A 19659-nucleotide genomic window follows, 5' to 3' on the forward strand; every position below is an offset into this window, starting at 1 on the left:
TTTCAATAAAAAACGCCTTTATTAAAAAGGCGTTTTTTATTTTTTAGTATTCATCTTCATTGAAGAAGAAATCGTCTTTTGTTGGATAGTCGGGCCAAATTTCTTCGATATTTTCATATGGCTCACCATCGTCCTCAAGAGATTGTAAGTTTTCAATCACCTCAACAGGTGCACCCGAACGAATAGCGTAATCGATTAATTCATCTTTTGTTGCTGGCCATGGTGCATCTTCTAGATGCGAAGCTAATTCTAATGTCCAATACATATAAAAACAATTTAAGTTCTCTATTTTCGCAAAACTATGATTTAATTTAACTTAAGCAAGTAAATCACGTGTTATTTTTGTGGTTTTAATGTAAGTGGTTGATTTTTAACGTTATAATATTTTTAGATATTCTCAAAATCACTTCCCTTTTCGTTTAACGCATTAAGTCTTGGGGACACGGATTTAATATCAGGATTTGGATAATCATTTTCGATCAAGCCATCTCGCATGCGTACAATACGGTGTGCATGTAATGCGATATCCTCTTCATGAGTCACTAGGATAATGGTATTGCCCTTGGAGTGAATTTCTTCCAGTAGACCCATAATTTCAATAGACGTTTTGGTATCAAGGTTTCCTGTTGGCTCATCGGCAAGTATAATGGATGGATCGTTGATCAACGCTCTTGCAACAGCCACACGTTGTCGTTGTCCTCCTGAGAGCTCGTTCGGCCTATGATCCATACGATGTCCTAAGCCGACACTTTCCAATGCTGCAGTAGCTTTTTCCTCACGTTTAACTTTATTATAGCCCGCATAAATTAGGGGAAGTGCAACATTTTCAAGTGCTGTATTCTTTGGTAATAGGTTAAACGTTTGAAAGACAAAACCAATTTCTTTGTTTCTTACTTCGGCGAGTTCATCGTCAGTCATGTCACTCACATTAATCCCGTTGAGGATATATTCTCCCCGGCTAGGGGTATCCAAACAACCGAGAATGTTCATTAACGTGGACTTGCCTGATCCTGAAGGCCCCATTAAGGCAACAAATTCTCCTTTATGGATGTTGAGTGTAACGGAGCTTAAGGCATGAATTGTTTCTGCACCAATTTGGTACTCTCTGGCAATATCCTTGATTTCGATTAAGATCTTTCCTGACATATTTTTTGGAGGTTCTCTAGGTTATGAAAATACGATTTATTCTTCATAATCCAATAGGAATGCATTTTGTCATATACAACTTTTTCTAGTTCCGATGCATTATCATCGTTAAAATCTTTAGTCTCTATCGGCTTGAATACATGTATTTTAACTATTCCCGGCCGAGACCCTCTTTTCGAGCCGTCATCGAAAAAGATATCCCAGGCATTTTCTATAATAATGGGTACTGTGGGAACGTCATTCTGAATAGCAATTCGAAAGGCTCCGGATTTAAATGCGTGAATCTGTGGGGGGAAACCATCGTCGATTTTTCCTTCTGGGAAGATAACCACACTTTTTCCGCTTCGGACGAGTTCATTGGCACGTTGAAAAGCCTTGAAAGAAGATACTTTACTTCTTCTTGTGACCGGGATATCTATTGTTTTGAAAAAAATGCGTGTAACCGGGTTTTTAAGCAGGGAAGCTTTTCCAATAAATGAAAAAGGAGCTGGGCACAAGTAGGTAAGGGCTGTTATATCCAAGACCGAAGTATGATTGGGACACAATACCATGGAACGGTTCCAATCTATTTTTGATTCATAGCTCACCTTAAAAAATACACCAGCTAAGGCCGAACCACCAACTGATACCCAGCGTCGCATACGGGCAATCCGAGCATAATTTTTTTCGGGACGTCGTGCTAAAAAATAGATATAAGGGAAAAACAGAAGAAAAACAAGTAGAACGCTGATAAAATACCAATACCGATGGAGTTTTTTGAGCAATAGGATCATACAAGTCAACTAATTTTGACCTAAAGTAAAAAAAGAAAATGGATAATTAATTATCCATTTTCTTTTTTAGTCTACTGTAAAACCATACTTCTTGTAAATACGCTTGGCTGTTGGCGAGTCCATGAATTTTATAAAGTCATCTGCAGCCTGCGTATGCGGTGCGTTTTTCAATTTTGCAGCAACGTAAGTTGCGGTTGTATTTTGCGCATCAGGAATGGTAATCCCTTCGACAGGATGGCCAATTAGTTTTTGATAAACGACTTCAGAAGCCCAAACTGGAGCCGCATCAGCCTGTCCATACAATACACGCATGGGGCTTTCGCGATGGTGGATCTTAGTCAGATAAGTGCTGCCGTCGTTGACCTTATCTTCCATGATTTTTTTGACGAGTTGTTCGCCCCCGGCTTTTCTATAGGATGCTTTGATCTGCTCCCCAATTCCTTCCCATTGGGGATTAGGCATGCTGATACGAACTTTGTCATTCCCTAGATCATTCAATGTGCTGATATTAGCGGGATTTCCTTTTGGAACCATCAAACAGATATTGTTATAGCAATACACCTGCGTATGGCTAAAATAATCTGCCATTTCGTTGATCGCCCGTTTACTCGCCGTGTAAATATCGGGCTTATGCGTAATGCGTAGATTGCCTATCGTAATTGAACCGCCTTTAATCTGCTTGGCTAAAATGCCTGGTGGCAGTGTTTCAACAAAAATACGTTCGTATTGTGGGTATTCTTGTTTGAATGATGCGAGTAGATCATCGACGACCATAAATTGATTGCCAGCGAAAAAAACGGTAAGCTGCGGATTCTCGATATCACCATACAAATCTGGAATATTGTCTATCCCGGGCACCGTAAAATTTAGCGCCGATTCTGGTGGAGTATTCCAGGGCGGATCAAAACGATGTTCTTGTGCCTTAATTTCCTGGACACCCAATAATGCTATTGTTAGACCAAGCAGTAGAAAATTTCTCATTATACTATGGTTTAACGATAACCCAACCTTCATTTGCGCGTAAGATTAATTCACCATTTCCGCTAGGAACATAACCTATAAAATCAAATAGCTCTTCTTTGGCAATATGTTTCTCTTCCAACGTATTCAGGCATTGCGCTACGATAACGCCTTTCTCGACGAGATCTTTCAAGGGTTTCTCGTATTGGCTGTTCTTTTTTAGGTAGGCTTCGGTACCGCCAGAAAATGCAACCAGTTCAATTTGTAAACGTCCTTTTAATCGCGGGTCCTTCAAGACATTGTTAATATTGCGAATTGCTTTTTCAATTGTTTTTGGATCATTGCTGTCCAGTTGATAGATAGCTTTATACGCTTTTTTCTTCGCAACGGCACCGCTGTATTGATGGTTATCGAGCAACAATTTATTGTCCTGTGCTTTCGCTTGAATAGTCATTATCGCTAATAAAATACAAGCGATTGTAAATTGTTTTTTCATATTTATTATTGATTTAAAGGGATATGTATGTTTAAAAATTAAAAGGTCCGAGTTTATGTTGTTCTATACTAATGTTATCGGCATAAGGTGGATAGGGGCTATCTTTGGGCTTTTTGCTTAGATTAGGATAGTCCAATTGCTTATCTGTTTTTTGAGGTCTATCGAAAGAATTGATATACGCCGCCACATCATAGGCTTCGTCGTCTTTCAACTGAGGTGCATCATAAGTTGCGCCTAAAGGCATATTCGCTTTGATAAAACGGGCCGCGGTAAGCAATCGTGCCATCCCCGCGCCATCATTGTAGCTGTCTTTACCCCATAAGGGTGGATATTGATATCCTTTGCCAGCTGTTTGAGGCAGCCCCTGTCCATCTCGTCCATGACAACTGGCACATTTGTTCTCAAAGACCACTTGACCATGTTTCAGGTCCGCCGCACGGTTGGGAATATCCATTTTTATAAATCCTTGGCCTGCCAACCGACCTTTATTAACTGTATTCACGCTGATGTTCTTGATATAGGTGACAATAGCCCTCATTTCCTTACTGTTTTCGGGAATAGCTCGACCATTCATACTCCGCTCAAAACAACCATTGATGCGCTCTTCAAGTGATTCAATCTTATTTTCTCGTCCAATATAGGTTGGAAAGACATTGGTGAGCCCGACGTAAGGAGCAGCAAAAGCCTTTGTGCCACCATTAAGATGGCAGCTGCTACAGGCCAGCTTGTTTCCAATCTTGACTTCACCATCATAAAAATAATCGTATGTGTTTTTAATTAGCTTTTCACCATAACTGGCCATTTCACCTTCGGGGCTATCTTTGAAGGAGATTTCCTTAAATTGGGAAACGTGCGTAATAAGGGAGTCGTTGTGTATATCAATAGCATCTGCTCGGTTTTTCCGATTCTCATGTTTGAGTGGAAACACACATAAAGTTGTACAAGTAATGACCAATGCGACGATGATCCAGCTGAGTGCCTTTAAGTAATTTGTAAGTTTTTTATAATCCATTCCGCTAATTCATTTGTACAAATCTATGCGGCTCCAACCTGGAATTAAAACGAAGTTTGTTTATGAGACATAACATTTGGTTATAACTTGAAGTTTTGCCGTAGACAGAATTGCAGAAACTGGTTGGGCGTACCGGCAAGTCCTCCATATAAATGGGTAAAATAGAAGTAACGTTCTATTGTCAGTGGTGGAATATCGACAATGGTCAATAAATTATTTAACACTTCTTTTTGCACCGTATGAATTGACAAAAAAGCAAAGCTATTGCGACGGGCAAGGTAGCCTTTGATACTCTCTGTTGAAGGTAAGATCATTTCTATCTGTACTTCGGATAGATTGATGCGGTTATCTTTTAGTGCGTTCTCAATAATTGTTCGTGTACCCGAGCCCTGCTCGCGTAGTACCAAAGGTAAGCGTGTGATATCGGATAATACTGGATTTTTTAATTGATCTAATAGTGGGTTTTGGCTATTTGTGACAAGAACCAGTTCATCCTTCATAAAAGGAATGTATTTCAGGGCCCGGTTGTCGGTAGACCCCTCCGTGATACCTAAATCCAATGTTTTATCAATAAGCTGTTCCTCAATACTGCGGCTATTGGATTGAAAAGACTGAATACGGTTGTTGGGGTATTGGGATAGAAAATCAGCAAGTAGAGCGGGTAAAACATATTGGGAGATGGTTGTGCTGGCTCCCAACACCAGATTTCCTTTTCGTCCTTCTTGCAATTCCTGTATTTCTTGGCCCGCCTGATTGTATAGATTGATAATCTGTTGGGCATATTTATAGAGAATTTGACCTGAATCGGTTAAATTAAGATTGTTACCCTTTCTTTCGAAGAGTGGTACGCCAAGTTTCTTTTCTAGTTCTTGGATGTTTTTGCTTACTGCTGGTTGCGAGATAAAAAGGGCAGCGGCCGTTTTGGTGAAGTTAAGGTGCTGAGCAGCAGTGTAAAATACAATTAAGCGGAAGTCAAAATCCATAAAACGATAAAGGGTTATTTCCAAAATTTAAAAATAACCCTTTATCTAATGAAAAACTAAATTATTTGCTTAGTTCCGCGTAATATTTATGAAATAAAGGTATTGTTGAAATTCCCATTAGGTAATTCTCAATACCATATTTTTCATTTGGCGAGTGCAGGTTGTCACTATCCAAACCGAAGCCTAGAAGTACTGTTTTTAAACCCAATACTTCCTCAAAAAGAGCAACGATTGGAATAGATCCGCCACCCCGAGTTGGGATCGGTTGAACACCAAATGTTTCATGTAGTGCTCTCTCTGCAGCTTTGTAAGCAATGCTGTCGGTCGGTGTCACGACAGGCTCACCACCATGATGGGGCTTTACTTCAACTTTCACATAATCTGGTGCAATAGATTCAAAATGTTTTTTGAAAAGCTCCGTAATACGGTGAGAGTTTTGGTTTGGTACAAGACGCATGGAGATTTTCGCATTCGCTTTTGATGGAAGTACTGTTTTGGCGCCTTCACCGATATAACCACCCCAGATACCATTTACCTCCAAGGTTGGTCGAATACCGGTGCGTTCTAATGTTGTGAAACCTTTTTCTCCCCAGATATTTTGGATACCCAGGTCTGTTTTGTATTCTTCAATGTCAAAAGGTGCTTCATTTAATGCTTTGCGTTCTTCGGCAGTCAATTCGACAACATCATCATAAAATCCAGGGATAGCGATATGATTGTTTTCGTCATGTAATGATGCAATCAGTTTTGCTAATATCGTCGCCGGATTGGCTACTGCTCCACCATATACGCCGGAGTGTAAATCTCTATTAGGCCCCGTAACTTCAACTTCAACATAAGAAAGGCCGCGTAAGCCAGTTTCTAAAGAAGGTTGCTCCATGCTGATCATCGAGGTATCAGAAATAACGATAACATCTGCTTTCAGTCTCTCTGTATTTTCTTTAACAAACGTGCCCAAATTGACTGAGCCTACTTCCTCTTCACCCTCAATCATAAATTTGATGTTACATGCTAAAGCATCATTTTTAATCATGTATTCGAAGGCTTTTACATGCATATAAAACTGACCTTTATCATCGGCAGAACCACGTGCATAAATTTTGCCATCACGGACCGTCGGTTCGAAAGGAGGGGTATCCCACAGCTCGTAAGGATCAGCAGGTTGTACATCGTAGTGACCATATGTCAACACTGTAGGAAGTGCCGGATCGATAATTTTTTCTCCATAAACGATTGGATTACCAGCGGTAGGACAGACTTCTACATTGTCGGCTCCGGCTTCACGCAATTTCTGAGCAACAAAGTCAGCAGTCTTTTCCACATCTCCTTTAAATTTAGGATCGGCACTTACTGATGGTAAACGCAATAAATCAAACAACTCATCTAAAAAACGTTGCTTGTTTGCTTCTACATATTCTTTAATGTTTTGCATATTGTTTGTGTTTGAAACAAATTTACACAAATCGACACATTTAACTCAATTTGTTGTAACCTTTTCGGGAATAGCCGTGACTAATGTAAAAACTAATTCAAATAATTATGGAAAAGCAATCAGTAGCAGCCGTTTTGGGCGTCGGATTATTTACGTGTATTACCTTGTGTGTTTATTTTATTATGCGTTATCGAAGTGCCACAGTACACCTACCTAGCGAAAGTAGGAAAAAGGAGTCTTTGGATTGGCAAAAACCAGGAATTTTGGTCCTTGGTATCGGAGTAGGCCTGTTCATTGTCGGGATTTTGGATAACTATATCAATACAGACTTGCCAGATTCACTTGCCGTAGCAATTTTGATTATTTCTGCAGGAGTTGCGATGATAATTGCTAACCGATTGGATAAAAAACGCGATATTTAACCCGCCAATGGATGAAATCTATATTCGAAAAGTTCTGTCAGGTGATGTGGAGTCTTATCGTTATTTTATAAAAACGTATAAGGATATGGCATTTTCTGTCGCTCTTTCTATTGTGAAGGAAGAGCATTTGGCAGAAGATGCCGTTCAGGATGCATTTATAAAATGCTATCAATCGCTGTCTTCCTTTAAAGGGAAATCTAAATTTAGTACCTGGTTTTACCGGATTGTGGTGCATGTGGCTTTTAATGCCGTTCGACATAAGAAACTGGACCTGGTCAATTTTGATCTTTCCCACCATGACACATCGCATGAGGATTCTGTATTGGATGAAATAATCGCGCATGAAAGAAAAGAAATGATCAACGATGCACTCACTATCCTGCCCGCCCGGGAGTCTGTTGCATTACGTTTATTTTATTTAGAAGAACAGTCTATGGATGAAATTCAGGAAATTATGGGCTGGACATTGGCAAATACAAAAGTGATCTTACACCGGGCCCGTAAAAATATGCAGATCATCTTGAGTCAGTTAATTAAAAAAGCAGAGTATTATGGATAAGCAGCAGGAAAAATTCAGAAGGGTTATGCAAATGAGCAAAATAGAAATGCCATTCGACGATTTTGAACAACGGATCATGGGCAGCATCTTAGCGCTTGAGAAAGATAAAGAAAAAGCCCTGTCAAATAAAAAGTATGCGATTACATTTTTTCTCCTTGGGACTGTTTGCGGAATCCTGTTAAATAATTATCTGATGGCCAAAATTGAAGTTGCAGATATAACCACGGATCTTAAAAATTATAGTGCGATAGCTTGTCAAATATCTTTTGCCCTATTGATATGCTTCTTTTGTCTGCAGTTGTGGCGGTTGATCAATATGCAACAGAAAAAACATTATCAAGTCTAGCAAAAAATCTTTTTTTGAGTAAAGGTATAGGACCTGAGTTTTTGTACAAAGGACTTCCTATTTCGTTCAAATAGTGGGGGCGTGGGCCAAAATTAGTTTTTTTAGAAATAAAATTAAATTTACTGTAACAAAACATTGGTTTTATCTACTAATGTTATATTGATATTAATTTACTATCCAACAATTTTATGAAAAGAGTTTTACAAATGCTCTTATTTTTCATTTTTGCTATTCCTGGTCTGGCTTTGGGTCAATCCAAGATTGCTGGAAAAATAAGTGATGTAAAGGACCAACTAAAGTTATCAGACGCAACAGTTATGCTATTGACTGCTAAAGATTCTATATTAACAGGCTTTACCCGGTCTGATGAAAATGGTCTATTTTCCTTAGCCAAGCCCGATACAGGATCTTATGTGCTTATTGTGAGTTACCCTAAGTATGGTGATTTTTATACGGAGATCCAATCCGGTGTGGATTATTCCAAATTGGCTATTGGTCTAACAAACACAGCTACATTATTACAAGAAGTCATCGTTACGGGCCGTATCCCAATCACCATTAAAGGTGATACCACTGAATATGACGCCGGCAGTTTTAAAGTTGAGAAGAATGCCAAAGTTGAAGACCTGTTGAAAGCTTTGCCCGGCATCACGGTTGATGCATCTGGAAAGATTACTGCACAAGGTAAAACAGTCAAAAAAGTATTGGTAGACGGCGAGGAATTTTTTGGCGATGATCCAACGCTGGTAACGCGCAACATCCGATCGGATATGGTGGATAAAGTTCAGGTTTACGAGAAAAAATCCGAGCAGGCAGAGCGAACAGGAGTGGATGATGGTCAGCGTGAGCAAACTATCAATGTAAAGCTAAAAGAAGGCTCTAAAAATGGCATGTTCGGAAAAGCGCTTCTTGGTGGTGGAACCGACGACTACTATATGGGGCAATTGATGTTGAACAAGTTTAAGGGTTCGCAAAAAATATCAGTTTATGGGCTTTTCGGTAATAATGGTACCACGAGCATGAACTGGCAGGATGCCCAAAAGTATGGTGGTGATTCAGGTGTATCCTATGGTGATGACGGATCGATGAGCTGGTCTAATTTTACGGATCCTTTTTCTGGACAAGGAGTTATTGGTGTACCTAAAGCCATAAATTCGGGCGTTAACTTCTCGGATAAATTTGATAAAGATAAACATACAGTCAACATTAACTATAAATACGGAAGATTGAGCAGTGATGGAAATGATGAGACGATTACAACAGGTTTGATCAATAACAAATCGGTGAAGAATATAGATTCCGAAAATGACCAGCATCGTGCGAATCTGAAATATGACCTGAAATTAGATTCGTTAAATCTCCTAACCATACGAGGTGGAGCATCAAGAAAGAATCTTTGGTCAGATAACAAACGTGAAGCTTATCAGTTTGGCCAAAACGCAGACACAACCATTGCCGAGAATACAAGGGAATTGGTGAAAAATAATATCAACGAGTTCAACTTGAATACCTATTTTACCCATAAATTCAAGAAAAAGGGACGTTCTTTTACATTTGATGGTCAATGGAAAAGAAATGAAATGAAAGGTACTGGGCATTTAAATTCTGACCTGAGAAATTATAGCTTAAAAACAGATTCAACTACAGATCAAAGTAAGGTACGTAACAATACAAGTGATGTGCTAAGCGCTTCAATTTCCTATACCGAACCTTTGTCCAAAATTTGGAACCTTGTTGTGGGAACTGGAATTGAGCAAAGTAATAGTAGTTCCATCGTGGAGTCTTTCAATAAGGATGGAGAGGGAAATTACACGCAATTGGATCGTCGTTTCAGTAATAACTATGATTTTGATAGAAGCAGCAATAGGTACAAATTGGCTATAGTCCATACAACTGAAAAATTTAAGTTCACTGTGGCTAATAATTTCAATAATGACAAATTGAAACAGTTCAATAACTATACAAGCGAGGGGATTACAAGAAGTTACTTTACTTACAATCCAAATGTAAGTGCAGGCTATTCCTTTACAAAAACTAAGGGGTTATGGATGAATTATACCGGTAAAAATCAATTGCCTTCTTTGAGCCAGATCCAACCGATATTAGACAACTCAGACCAGATTAATCGCTATTTGGGAAATGAAAATTTAAGACCATCGTTTAGAAACTCATTAAATCTGAACTATAATTCGTTCCGTGTGTTGACCGGGAATTACGTGTATGTCGGCGGTAATATTTCTACCGAAAGAAACCCGATAACACAAAATATTGATACATTGAACGGGATCAATACATATACTTGGAATAACGTTGAGGGTAAGACCAATACTTCCCTGAACGTATGGTCTGGAGTTTATTTCAAATTGAGCAAAAAACTTGGCCTGTCCAACTCGCCACAGTTTTATGTGAATATGAGTGATAATTATAATATGTTCAATCACCAATTGAATAAAGTAAATACGACGAACTTTAATTTTACGTATAATTTTAAAAGAGATACCAAGACAGGTTTAAATTTTGACCTGAACTTTAGTCCACAATATCGTTTGATGAAATCAAGTTTGGAACGCAATACCAATAGCAATGGTTTCGTATTCGCTTCCAACGGAAGTGTGGAGTACTTCTTCAACAAAACATTTAAGGTTTACACGAATTATACCTACTCCTACGAGGCAGCGACCAAAGCTTTTGATGAGAAGTTTGAGCAGTTTTTGTTGCATCCGGGCGTAAGCAAGAAATTCTTGAAAAATGAATCGTTGGTGTTGGATTTTATGATCAATGATGTTCTTAACCAAAACAAGGGCTTTAGTCGTTCGGCATCGACTTCTGTCTTTATGCAACGTCGATATGATACGATACGCAGATATTATATGCTTAAACTATCATGGGATTTTACAAAAATGTTTTTATAAAATATTAAGCGAAATACAATGTTAAAATATATCTTTTTTCTCTTCTTCTGTTGTTCAGCCTTTGGTCTTAAAGCACAGTATACGTTGTTTGGTCGATCGGGAACTATTTCCTACGATAAGACGATGTATATGAAGAATATCGTAAGTAAAAAATTCATCGCTAAAGCCGATGATAACTCAAAACAATTTTTTGAGCGTATAATACCGAGATTACCAGAAAGTGCCGTGTTAAAGAAGTCTATGAAATTTAATACCACGGAGACTTTGTTTGAGTCGGTAAAAGACGAGAGCCTGGATGCGGAGATTAAGCAGTATATTATGATGCTTGCGCTAGACTTTGATGCATCCACACTTTCAAATATGTCCAACCGATCTTTTTTGAGATACAATGATATTGTAGGTGAAAAAATTATTGTTCAGGATTCCATGAAGCGTATCAAATGGAAAATCACCGATGAATACCGTGAGATCGCTGGGTACAATTGCAGGAGAGCCAATGGTATTACACCGGATTCCATTTATGTCATTGGATATTACTGCAATGAAATTCCGATCAGTGGTGGCCCAGAGTCCATCAATGGTCTCCCCGGAATGATTTTAGGCTTGGTTGTACCTAGTCAGCACGTTTCCTATTTTGCAACAAAAGTTGAACTCAGCAACACCGTAGTGATGGACAAAAAGAAATTCGAGAATACCAAAGTCAAACGAATGTCAAGAAAGGCCATGACAGATCAGATTACAAGTGTGCTGTCTCAACACATGAATAAAGAAACTGTTCAATTTATTATGGAACTTGGCAATTTATAAAGATCACAGCATGCTGTTTATACAATATGTTGCATATTTCTAACTGTTTAGATAAAAAAGCTCTTCAAAAGAAGAGCTTTTTTTATGATTTTTAGTTTGTATTGCATTGTTAGTCAATTGTTTGTTTTATTTTTTAATACCTTTTTATTGATTGTATTTTTTTTGGGATAAACTGAAATTAACTGAAACAAAATATTAGTTTTGTGCACGAATTTTATTATTTATATAATTATATACTATCCAAAACCATATTATGAAAAGAGTGGGGCAACTACTTTTACTTCTTTTATTCTGTTTCTGCGGAATAGTTCATGCTCAATCGCGAATTGAAGGAAAAATCAGTGATGTAAAGGATCAGCTTAAGCTGCATAATGCAACAATTATGTTGTTAACTGCCAAAGATTCTATTTTGACCAATTTTACCCGTTCAGATGAACAAGGTAAGTTCTCTCTTGAGCGACCAGATACGGGACAATATTTTATCATTGTAACCTATCCGAAGTATGGTGAATATTACGCGGAGATCTTGCCAGGGCAGCATTACAATAACCTATCTATTGGAATGACCAGCAGCGCAACCTTGCTGGAGGAAGTCATTGTAATGGGACGGGTGCCCATTAGTATCAAGGGGGACACAACGGAATATGATGCTGGAAGTTTTAAAGTGGAAAAGAACGCCAAAGTTGAAGATTTGTTGAAAGTCTTACCTGGGATTACCGTCGATGCCTCTGGAAAAATTACTGCCCAAGGAAAAACAGTGAAGAAAATGCTTGTTGACGGGGAAGAGTTCTTTGGTGACGATCCCATTTTAGTAAGCCGGAATATTCGTTCTGATATGGTTGATAAAATTCAGGTTTATGAAAAGAAGTCTGATAAGGCTGAGAAAACAGGAATTGATGACGGTGAACGTACACAGACAATCAACGTGAAACTAAAAGAGGAAGCTAGACGCGGAATATTCGGAAAAGTTGATGTCGGTGGAGGTAGCGATAAATTCTACGCTGGACAGGGCTTTTTGAACTATTTTAATCAATCGTTTAAAGCTTCGGCTTATTTGATTGCAAGCAATACCGGGAAGACCGGTCTCAGCTATGATGAAGTGAATAGTATGGGGGGAGATTACGATGGCGGTGATAATTTTAATGGCGAAGGTATTCCCAAATCCTTGAATACAGGATTTTTATATTCGGATAAAACCGCTAACAAAAAACATGCTTGGCGGATCGACTATAAGCATATCCGATCTGATGTTGATCTGGATCGCAGTGTGTTTACGCGCAATGCGGCACGCGACACGATATTGACTAGCAATAGCAGCACATTGGCGTCAAATGAGAACAGAAAGCATAATATTGGTTTGAAATATGAATTTAAGGTCGATTCCATGTCGGATTTAACGGTCTGGGCAGGTGCAAACAAAAGACATGATAATAGTTCTTCAGAGACACAATCAACTACTGTAAATCAATTTGATCAAAAGATCAACGATAACATGCGGAAGTTTACGAACGATTCTAAGTCAGAACAGTATAATGCCTCAGCACTCTATGTAAGACGTTTTAAAAAGAAAGGCCGTTCGTTATCATTCAACTATTTTACATCAGGTAATAAACAGGATGGTGAGCAAGATTTGTTTTCTAAACTCAAATTTTACAAAGAAGGGAATGCTGAAAGAGATTCGACTCTCGACCAGAAGAAATTTGTGAAAAACAGCTCTTTTTCCACGGGCGGTGAATTCGCTTATTCCGAACCGATTTCAAAAAAGATGATCCTTTCTTTTGAATATGGATTGAATCTCAACAGAAATAACAACGCAGTTAGATCTTTCGATAAAAATCAGCATACCGGTACTTTTGATAGGCTAGATAGTTTGTATAGCAATGATTTCTTATATAAAACGATAAAAAACACCTATAATTTCGCAATTAATTATAAACCCCTGGAAAAGCTAGTGATCAATGTCTCGAATAAGTTCGAAAACAGTAATCTGTCACAGTTAAACCGGATGGAAAATTCGAGACTCTCACGATCTTTTTTTGTCTATAATCCGGTGGCTAATGTTAATTATGAAATACAAAAAAATAAATCGATCAATCTGGAATATCAGGGTACCAATGGTTTGCCTTCTTTGAATCAGATCCAGCCACTCCGGTCGAATTTGGACCCTTTGAATGAATATCTAGGTAATGAAAATTTGAAACCCTCCTACACCAATAATTTGAATCTAAGCTTTAGAACGTATTCCGTGTTGGAAGATAAGTTTATAGGTATATTTTTGAGTGCATCACGTACCAACAATGCTTTGGTGCAAAATACAACGATTGATTCATTGGGCAAGACGACATTTGTCTGGGGAAATTTGAATCATAACAGCAATAATCAAATTAGCATCAGGCCAATGTATTACGGCAAATTATGGAAAAAAATTCAATTGAGACATGGTGGCGGTCCATCGGTATCTTTCAGCAACAATTATAACTATGTCAATACTGTTTTGGCGAATGCCAAAGTGCAGCGTTATGCGATCAATTATAGTCTACAGCGATCGACCACCAAAGGCTTGGACTTTGGTATTGAATTGTCTCCAGGATATCTTATACAAGACAATTCCATCGGTGCAATGGAAGATAGTAAGGGATTTACGTTTTCATCTGAAGGAAACCTAAAGTATTTTCTTCCGGCTAAATTTATTGTGCGGGCAGATTTTAGCTATACGTATCAGGCACCCACGGCGGTGTACAGTAAAAAATTTGAACGATTTGTGCTGAGCCCTGCATTGTCAAAAAAATTCCGAAAAGATGAAAAGCTCGAATTGACCTTTATGGTTAATGACCTCTTCAAACAGAATGTGGGTTTTGACAGAAGTCAAAATGGAACACTACTGACGGAACGCCGATACAATACAATCAGTAGATATTATATGGTTAAGCTCACTTGGGAAATAAATAAAATGCTCGTAAAATCGAAATAAAATGAAAGATATCAAAAATTTACTCGTCCTATTGCTGTTCTTTTTCTGGGGAGCTACAGCTGTTGGACAATATGCTTATTTTCCTACACAAGGAACAATTACGTATGACAAGACTGTGTTTCTTAAAAACCTCCTCAAACGCTATGCAACTTATGCAAAAGACGAGGATACACGAAACTCCATCAAAGAAATGATGGGGCAGATTCCCGAAAATCAGGTGTTGAAAAAGAAACTGACCTTCTCCAATGATGAGGTGCTCTATGAGCATATTGCTGAAGAGTATTCGGACGTTGTTAGTGGCTTGATGCGCTCTGGAATTTTTGAGTCGGGGATAAGTGGCTATCAGAATCTGAAAAGTAAAGCCTTTAATTCTGTCTTTGAGTTAGGTGGGGAAAGGGTTGTCGTGGCGGATTCGACATTGAAGATCAAGTGGAAAATTACGAATGAGTACCGTGAAATTGCAGGTTATCCCTGCCGCAGGGCCAATGGACTTGTATTGGATTCCATCTATGCCGTTGCTTTTTATACGGATCAAATTCCTGTTTCGGGAGGTCCTTCGGCCTTTAATGGACTACCGGGAATGATCCTTGGTTTGGCCGTTCCGGAACTACATTACAATATGTTTGCGACGAAGGTGGAATTGGGCGCTGTAAATCCTTCATCGGCAACATTGTTAAAGAAGAAAGATAAACCCTTGACCAGGCAGCAGGTTTATGATAAACTGAAGTCCTCTTTCGGTGATTACCTGGGTATTAAGATTTATAATTTGGTGATGGCCTGTACATTTCTGTAGCAGCCAACAAAAAAGGCCTTTCATTTGAAAGGCCTTTTTTATGTCTAACTTCGAAAAAAAACTATTTTCCGTCGTTTTTCTTAGCAGTAACTTCGTTACGAAGTTCTTGTGCTAAGGTTTTGATTTCTTGTAATCCTTTACGTACACGTGTACCAGCTGCAGAATTACCATTGTTGAAGAACTTGTCTGCATCAGCTTCGATAGAAGCTACTAACTCTTTTAATTTTACGTAGTTTTCCATTTTTTTATAATTATAATTTTAGTTTTTATGGTTTTTCCTAAATACTCCTTAAATATACAAAAACGAATCAAATAGAAAATAAATTTCGTTTTTTTTTATCGAAAAAGCTTAAAAAAAACTATTCAACAATCTTAAGTTCGTCAATAATGTTAGTTGCACCTGCAAATTTATCGATGATAAATAATACATAACGGATATCAACTGAAATTGTACGTTGTAGCTTATGGTCGAAGATCACATCACCAGCCATTGCTTCAATGTTACCATCAAAAGCTAGGCCAATTAATTCACCGTTGCCATTTATCACTGGTGAACCTGAGTTTCCGCCTGTTATGTCATTGTCACTTAGGAAGTTTACTGGTAAATGTCCTTTTTTGTCCGCATAGCGACCATAGTCCTTATTATTGTACAGATCCATCAAACGCTGTGGCAAATCAAACTCCTCGTCGCCCTTTTTGTATTTTGCAATAGTACCTTTTAACGTCGTGTAAAAGTTCTTGTCAGCATCGTTACGCGGGTCTTGTGGTAAGCCTTTGATCGAGCCGTAAGTTAAACGTAAAGTACTGTTCGCATCCGGATAGAATTTACCTTTTGGATTAGAAGCCAATACACCAGCAACATATTTGCGATAAGCACCTTCAAATTTGTCGTCTTGTGCTTTCCAGCTAGGATCTACTTGACGGTATCTGTTAAGTAGGGCCGAAGAAAGTTTATACAATGGATCATTGGCTAAGATTTCAGCGTTAGGGGTAGCCAGATAATTGTTCAAACGTTCCGCTGAAGCGAAGATGCTGTTCTTCACAGATTCTTTGACATACGCCGTAAAGTCACCATTGTTTTTAGCTGCCAATTCTGCAATATATGGTGCAATATTTCCTGCTTTTTTAGCGTAAAGATTCAATTCGTCAATCAATACCTGCTCTTCAAGCGGCATATACATTTTTTCATAACCTGCATCGATGGCCGACTTTAAACGAGGAAGAATAGCATTTCTTCTGGCTTCATCTCCAGCAGCATAAACTTCTAAACCGGATCCGATTGTATACGGTAACGCTGCCATTGCGCTAGAACGCAGCATGCCCATTAAATAATTGTCATGTCTAGCTTTCTCGTTTGTCGAAGCATAAAATTCGTTGATTGTTTTGATGACATCACCGTACTCCGCTTTGTTAGCAGCTTTATTTGCCCATTTGTCAAATTTAGCTTCGTCTTTTGCTTTCGCTTCCGCCGTTTTATGTAATGTCAAAGCGTCAATCATTCCTTGACGGTTTTTCCAGTAATTCGCTACTTGAGAGTATTTCGAAGCGTAGTTCAATTTGACTGCCTGGTCTTGGTCCATGAATTTTTTCATGGCATCCATACCTGTTTTAGAAGCTTCTACCCAAGCTGGATAAGCGAATTTAACATTTTGGTTGATGCCACCAGAAGGCATCCAACGATTGGTGCGACCTGGATATCCTAAGATCATTGCAAAATCTCCTTCTTGAACACCTTTTAAGCTGACAGGTAGGAAATGTTTTGGTTTCAAAGGAACATTATCTTGTGCATACTCTGCGGGATTCCCATTTTTATCAGCATATACTCGGAAAATCGAGAAATCTCCGGTATGACGGGGCCATTCCCAGTTATCGGTATCACCACCAAATTTACCGATGCTATTTGGAGGCGTGCCCACCAACCGAACGTCATTGTAGTCTTGGTATACAAAGTAATAGTACTCATTGCCTTGATAGAACGATTTTACTTCAACCACATACTTGCCATTTTCGCTATTTTCCTTTTGGATTTTAGCAGTCTCAGCAGCAATGATCTTTTTACGTTCATCTTCAGACATTTTGTTGTTGACCAAACCTAAGATTCGTTTTGAAACATCATCCATACGCACAAAAAAGCGAACCGATAGAGACTTAGGTTTTAACTCTTCATTTTTGGATTTGGCCCAAAAACCATTTGTTAAATGATCATTTTCTGGTGTAGAAAGTTCTGCAATAGCACCATATCCACAGTGATGGTTGGTGAATACCAATCCTTGATCAGAAACGATCTCAGCGGTACAGCCACCATTGAATTGTACGATTGCATCCTTTAAGCTCGAGTGGTTAATGCTGTAGATTTCTTCGGCACTTAAGCGAAGTCCTTTTTTCTGCATATCTGACTCATTCAGACGCTTTAGATACATTAAAAACCACATTCCCTCATCGGCAAATGCAGCAAAGCTTGTTGTGATGAACAACAAACACATCCATAATTTTTTCATATCAACCTGATAAAAAGTTTGTTTATACAGTACAAAAATGCTTTAATTCTCTTAAAAACCAAAATATTAGACTTTATAATATGCTTTTTACCAATTTTTATGTCAATTGAAAGTAAATGTGTACCGTATTGGTTGTCAAGGAAAGTCAAATGGACTCTTTTCCTTATCTTTGCAAGATGCAGCAATCATTTGAAAATTTTAAATTCAATAAACAGATCTTAAATGCGATAGCGGAGGCGGGGTATCAACAACCGACAGAGATCCAGGAAAAGGCAATTACGCCAATATTGGCCGGGCAGGATGTGATGGGTATCGCTCAGACTGGAACTGGAAAAACGGCGGCGTTCGTTTTGCCCATGCTGATGAAGCTAAAGTATGCTCAGGGAAATGATGCGCGTGCGTTGATTTTGACACCAACGAGGGAATTGGCCATGCAAATCGAAGAAAATATTAAACTGTTTTCTACTTATCTTGATTTGCGTTCAGTGGTACTTTATGGTGGATTAGGGCCAAAAACTCAAGTAGAAGCACTCGAAAAAGGAGTGGATATTATCGTTGCAACTCCGGGTCGATTTTTGGACCTGTACCTGGAAGGACATATTGGCGTTAAGTCACTTAAATTTTTGGTCTTAGATGAGGCCGATAAGATGATGGATATGGGCTTTATCAGTAAGATCCATCGCGTGCTTGAAATTGTACCACGCAAACGGCAGAACTTACTGTTCTCAGCAACAATGAGTGAGCTTGTCCGCAAAATTGCAGGCGATTTCTTAGCATTTCCGACGGTTATTGAAGTGTCCGAACAAGCTACACCAGCGAAGACGGTAAGCCAGGCGCTCTATATCGTTCCCAACCAAAAGACAAAATTGAATTTACTTCAACATCTCCTAAAAGATGATGAAGCGTTTAGCCGATTGATTGTTTTCTGTAAAACAAAGCAGGTAGCAGATAATGTTTTCCACTTTTTGGAACGCAAATATGGTAAAGATGAGGTTCGTGTTATTCATGCCAATAAAGGCCAGAACACACGCATCAACTCTATTAATGCATTTAAGGAAGGAAATATCCGGATTTTGGTCGCAACGGATGTGGCGGCGCGAGGACTTGATGTTTCTAATGTAAGCCATGTGATCAACTTTGAAGTACCTATTGTTATTGAAGATTACGTACATCGTATTGGACGTACCGGGCGAGCGTTCAATGAGGGGGACGCCATCACGTTCTGTAATGAGGCCGAGAAATATTATGTTCGCAAAATCGAAAAATTGATCAAGCAAAGTATCCCTGTGCACGCACTCCCAGAGGATGTCTTTATCGAGAAAACACCTTTTCATGAAAAACAGGATATTGCGCGCGAGATTGATAATCAAAAGCGAAAAGATGATCCTGATTTCCAAGGTGCTTTTCACGAGAAAAAATACGTTATCAAACAGAAAGAAGTGCGCGAGGCACAACGAGCTTCGGGATTTAAACCAAGAGCAAAAAGTAAAAGTAAATCTGCAGGTGGAAAATCGGGGGGAGCAAATCGTAATTTTAAAAAACGTTAATT

The 19659-nt window shown here is 38.7% G+C and carries 18 protein-coding genes; 8 read left to right on the forward strand and 10 right to left on the reverse strand.

Annotated features, from left to right (window positions below; genetic code table 11):
• Positions 1-43: 43 nt before the first annotated feature.
• The 8 genes from B2O97_RS10270 to B2O97_RS10305 form a co-directional block, all read right to left on the reverse strand.
• The gene (locus tag B2O97_RS10270) at positions 44-265 is read right to left on the reverse strand and encodes a DUF2795 domain-containing protein (RefSeq protein ID WP_028072584.1); all 222 of its coding nucleotides are present in this window, start codon (positions 263-265) and stop codon (positions 44-46) included.
• Positions 266-387: 122 nt separating this feature from the next.
• Positions 388-1146: an ABC transporter ATP-binding protein gene (locus tag B2O97_RS10275; RefSeq protein ID WP_070562268.1), complete on the reverse strand. Its 759-nt coding sequence runs from the start codon at positions 1144-1146 to the stop codon at positions 388-390.
• Positions 1128-1919 carry a lysophospholipid acyltransferase family protein gene (locus tag B2O97_RS10280; RefSeq protein ID WP_286767354.1) on the reverse strand — a complete coding sequence of 264 codons (792 nt, stop codon included), beginning with the start codon at positions 1917-1919 and terminating at the stop codon, positions 1128-1130. The genes B2O97_RS10275 and B2O97_RS10280 overlap by 19 nt, the downstream gene beginning before the upstream one ends.
• Before the next feature lie 66 nt (positions 1920-1985).
• Positions 1986-2900 carry a substrate-binding domain-containing protein gene (locus B2O97_RS10285; RefSeq protein WP_286767355.1) on the reverse strand — a complete coding sequence of 305 codons (915 nt, stop codon included), beginning with the start codon at positions 2898-2900 and terminating at the stop codon, positions 1986-1988.
• A 4-nt stretch (positions 2901-2904) separates the two neighbouring features.
• On the reverse strand, positions 2905-3375 hold the full coding sequence (locus B2O97_RS10290; protein WP_070562276.1) for a DsrE family protein: 471 nt from the start codon (positions 3373-3375) through the stop codon (positions 2905-2907).
• A 31-nt stretch (positions 3376-3406) separates the two neighbouring features.
• Positions 3407-4387, reverse strand: coding sequence for a c-type cytochrome (locus tag B2O97_RS10295; RefSeq protein ID WP_070562279.1), 981 nt, complete (start codon positions 4385-4387; stop codon positions 3407-3409).
• An 80-nt stretch (positions 4388-4467) separates the two neighbouring features.
• Positions 4468-5370, reverse strand: a complete 903-nt coding sequence (locus B2O97_RS10300; protein ID WP_286767356.1) for a LysR family transcriptional regulator — start codon at positions 5368-5370, stop codon at positions 4468-4470.
• A 61-nt stretch (positions 5371-5431) separates the two neighbouring features.
• Positions 5432-6802, reverse strand: a complete 1371-nt coding sequence (locus B2O97_RS10305; RefSeq protein WP_112373775.1) for a dipeptidase — start codon at positions 6800-6802, stop codon at positions 5432-5434.
• A 107-nt stretch (positions 6803-6909) separates the two neighbouring features.
• On the opposite strand from B2O97_RS10305, the gene B2O97_RS10310 reads away from it, so the two are divergent.
• From B2O97_RS10310 to B2O97_RS10340, 7 genes are all read left to right on the forward strand, one after another.
• The gene (locus B2O97_RS10310; RefSeq protein WP_139144912.1) at positions 6910-7224 is read left to right on the forward strand and encodes a hypothetical protein; all 315 of its coding nucleotides are present in this window, start codon (positions 6910-6912) and stop codon (positions 7222-7224) included.
• Positions 7225-7231: 7 nt separating this feature from the next.
• Complete coding sequence (locus tag B2O97_RS10315) at positions 7232-7783, forward strand: RNA polymerase sigma factor (protein ID WP_070562291.1); 552 nt, start codon at positions 7232-7234, stop codon at positions 7781-7783.
• Complete coding sequence (locus tag B2O97_RS10320; RefSeq protein ID WP_070562294.1) at positions 7776-8129, forward strand: hypothetical protein; 354 nt, start codon at positions 7776-7778, stop codon at positions 8127-8129. Before B2O97_RS10315 ends, B2O97_RS10320 begins: the two co-directional genes overlap by 8 nt.
• A 188-nt stretch (positions 8130-8317) precedes the next feature.
• A complete protein-coding gene (locus B2O97_RS10325) occupies positions 8318-11041 on the forward strand; it encodes an outer membrane beta-barrel protein (RefSeq protein WP_286767357.1) in 2724 nt (907 codons plus the stop codon).
• A gap of 18 nt (positions 11042-11059) precedes the next feature.
• Positions 11060-11848: a GLPGLI family protein gene (locus tag B2O97_RS10330; protein WP_286767358.1), complete on the forward strand. Its 789-nt coding sequence runs from the start codon at positions 11060-11062 to the stop codon at positions 11846-11848.
• A gap of 253 nt (positions 11849-12101) precedes the next feature.
• A complete protein-coding gene (locus tag B2O97_RS10335) occupies positions 12102-14819 on the forward strand; it encodes an outer membrane beta-barrel protein (RefSeq protein WP_286767359.1) in 2718 nt (905 codons plus the stop codon).
• A gap of 1 nt (position 14820) precedes the next feature.
• Positions 14821-15612: a GLPGLI family protein gene (locus B2O97_RS10340; protein ID WP_070562305.1), complete on the forward strand. Its 792-nt coding sequence runs from the start codon at positions 14821-14823 to the stop codon at positions 15610-15612.
• A gap of 61 nt (positions 15613-15673) precedes the next feature.
• Here B2O97_RS10340 and B2O97_RS10345 read toward each other — a convergent pair whose 3' ends face one another.
• Together B2O97_RS10345 and B2O97_RS10350 are read right to left on the reverse strand one after the other, a co-directional pair.
• The gene (locus B2O97_RS10345) at positions 15674-15853 is read right to left on the reverse strand and encodes a histone H1 (protein ID WP_070562307.1); all 180 of its coding nucleotides are present in this window, start codon (positions 15851-15853) and stop codon (positions 15674-15676) included.
• 118 nt (positions 15854-15971) lie between these two features.
• Positions 15972-18110, reverse strand: coding sequence for a S46 family peptidase (locus B2O97_RS10350; protein ID WP_046674056.1), 2139 nt, complete (start codon positions 18108-18110; stop codon positions 15972-15974).
• A gap of 176 nt (positions 18111-18286) precedes the next feature.
• Here B2O97_RS10350 and B2O97_RS10355 point away from each other — a divergent pair, with 176 nt between their 5' ends.
• A complete protein-coding gene (locus B2O97_RS10355) occupies positions 18287-19657 on the forward strand; it encodes a DEAD/DEAH box helicase (protein WP_286767360.1) in 1371 nt (456 codons plus the stop codon).
• The last annotated feature ends 2 nt before the right edge of the window (positions 19658-19659 follow it).

The organism is Sphingobacterium sp. UBA865, assembly GCF_002295765.1.
Lineage (GTDB): Bacteria > Bacteroidota > Bacteroidia > Sphingobacteriales > Sphingobacteriaceae > Sphingobacterium > Sphingobacterium multivorum.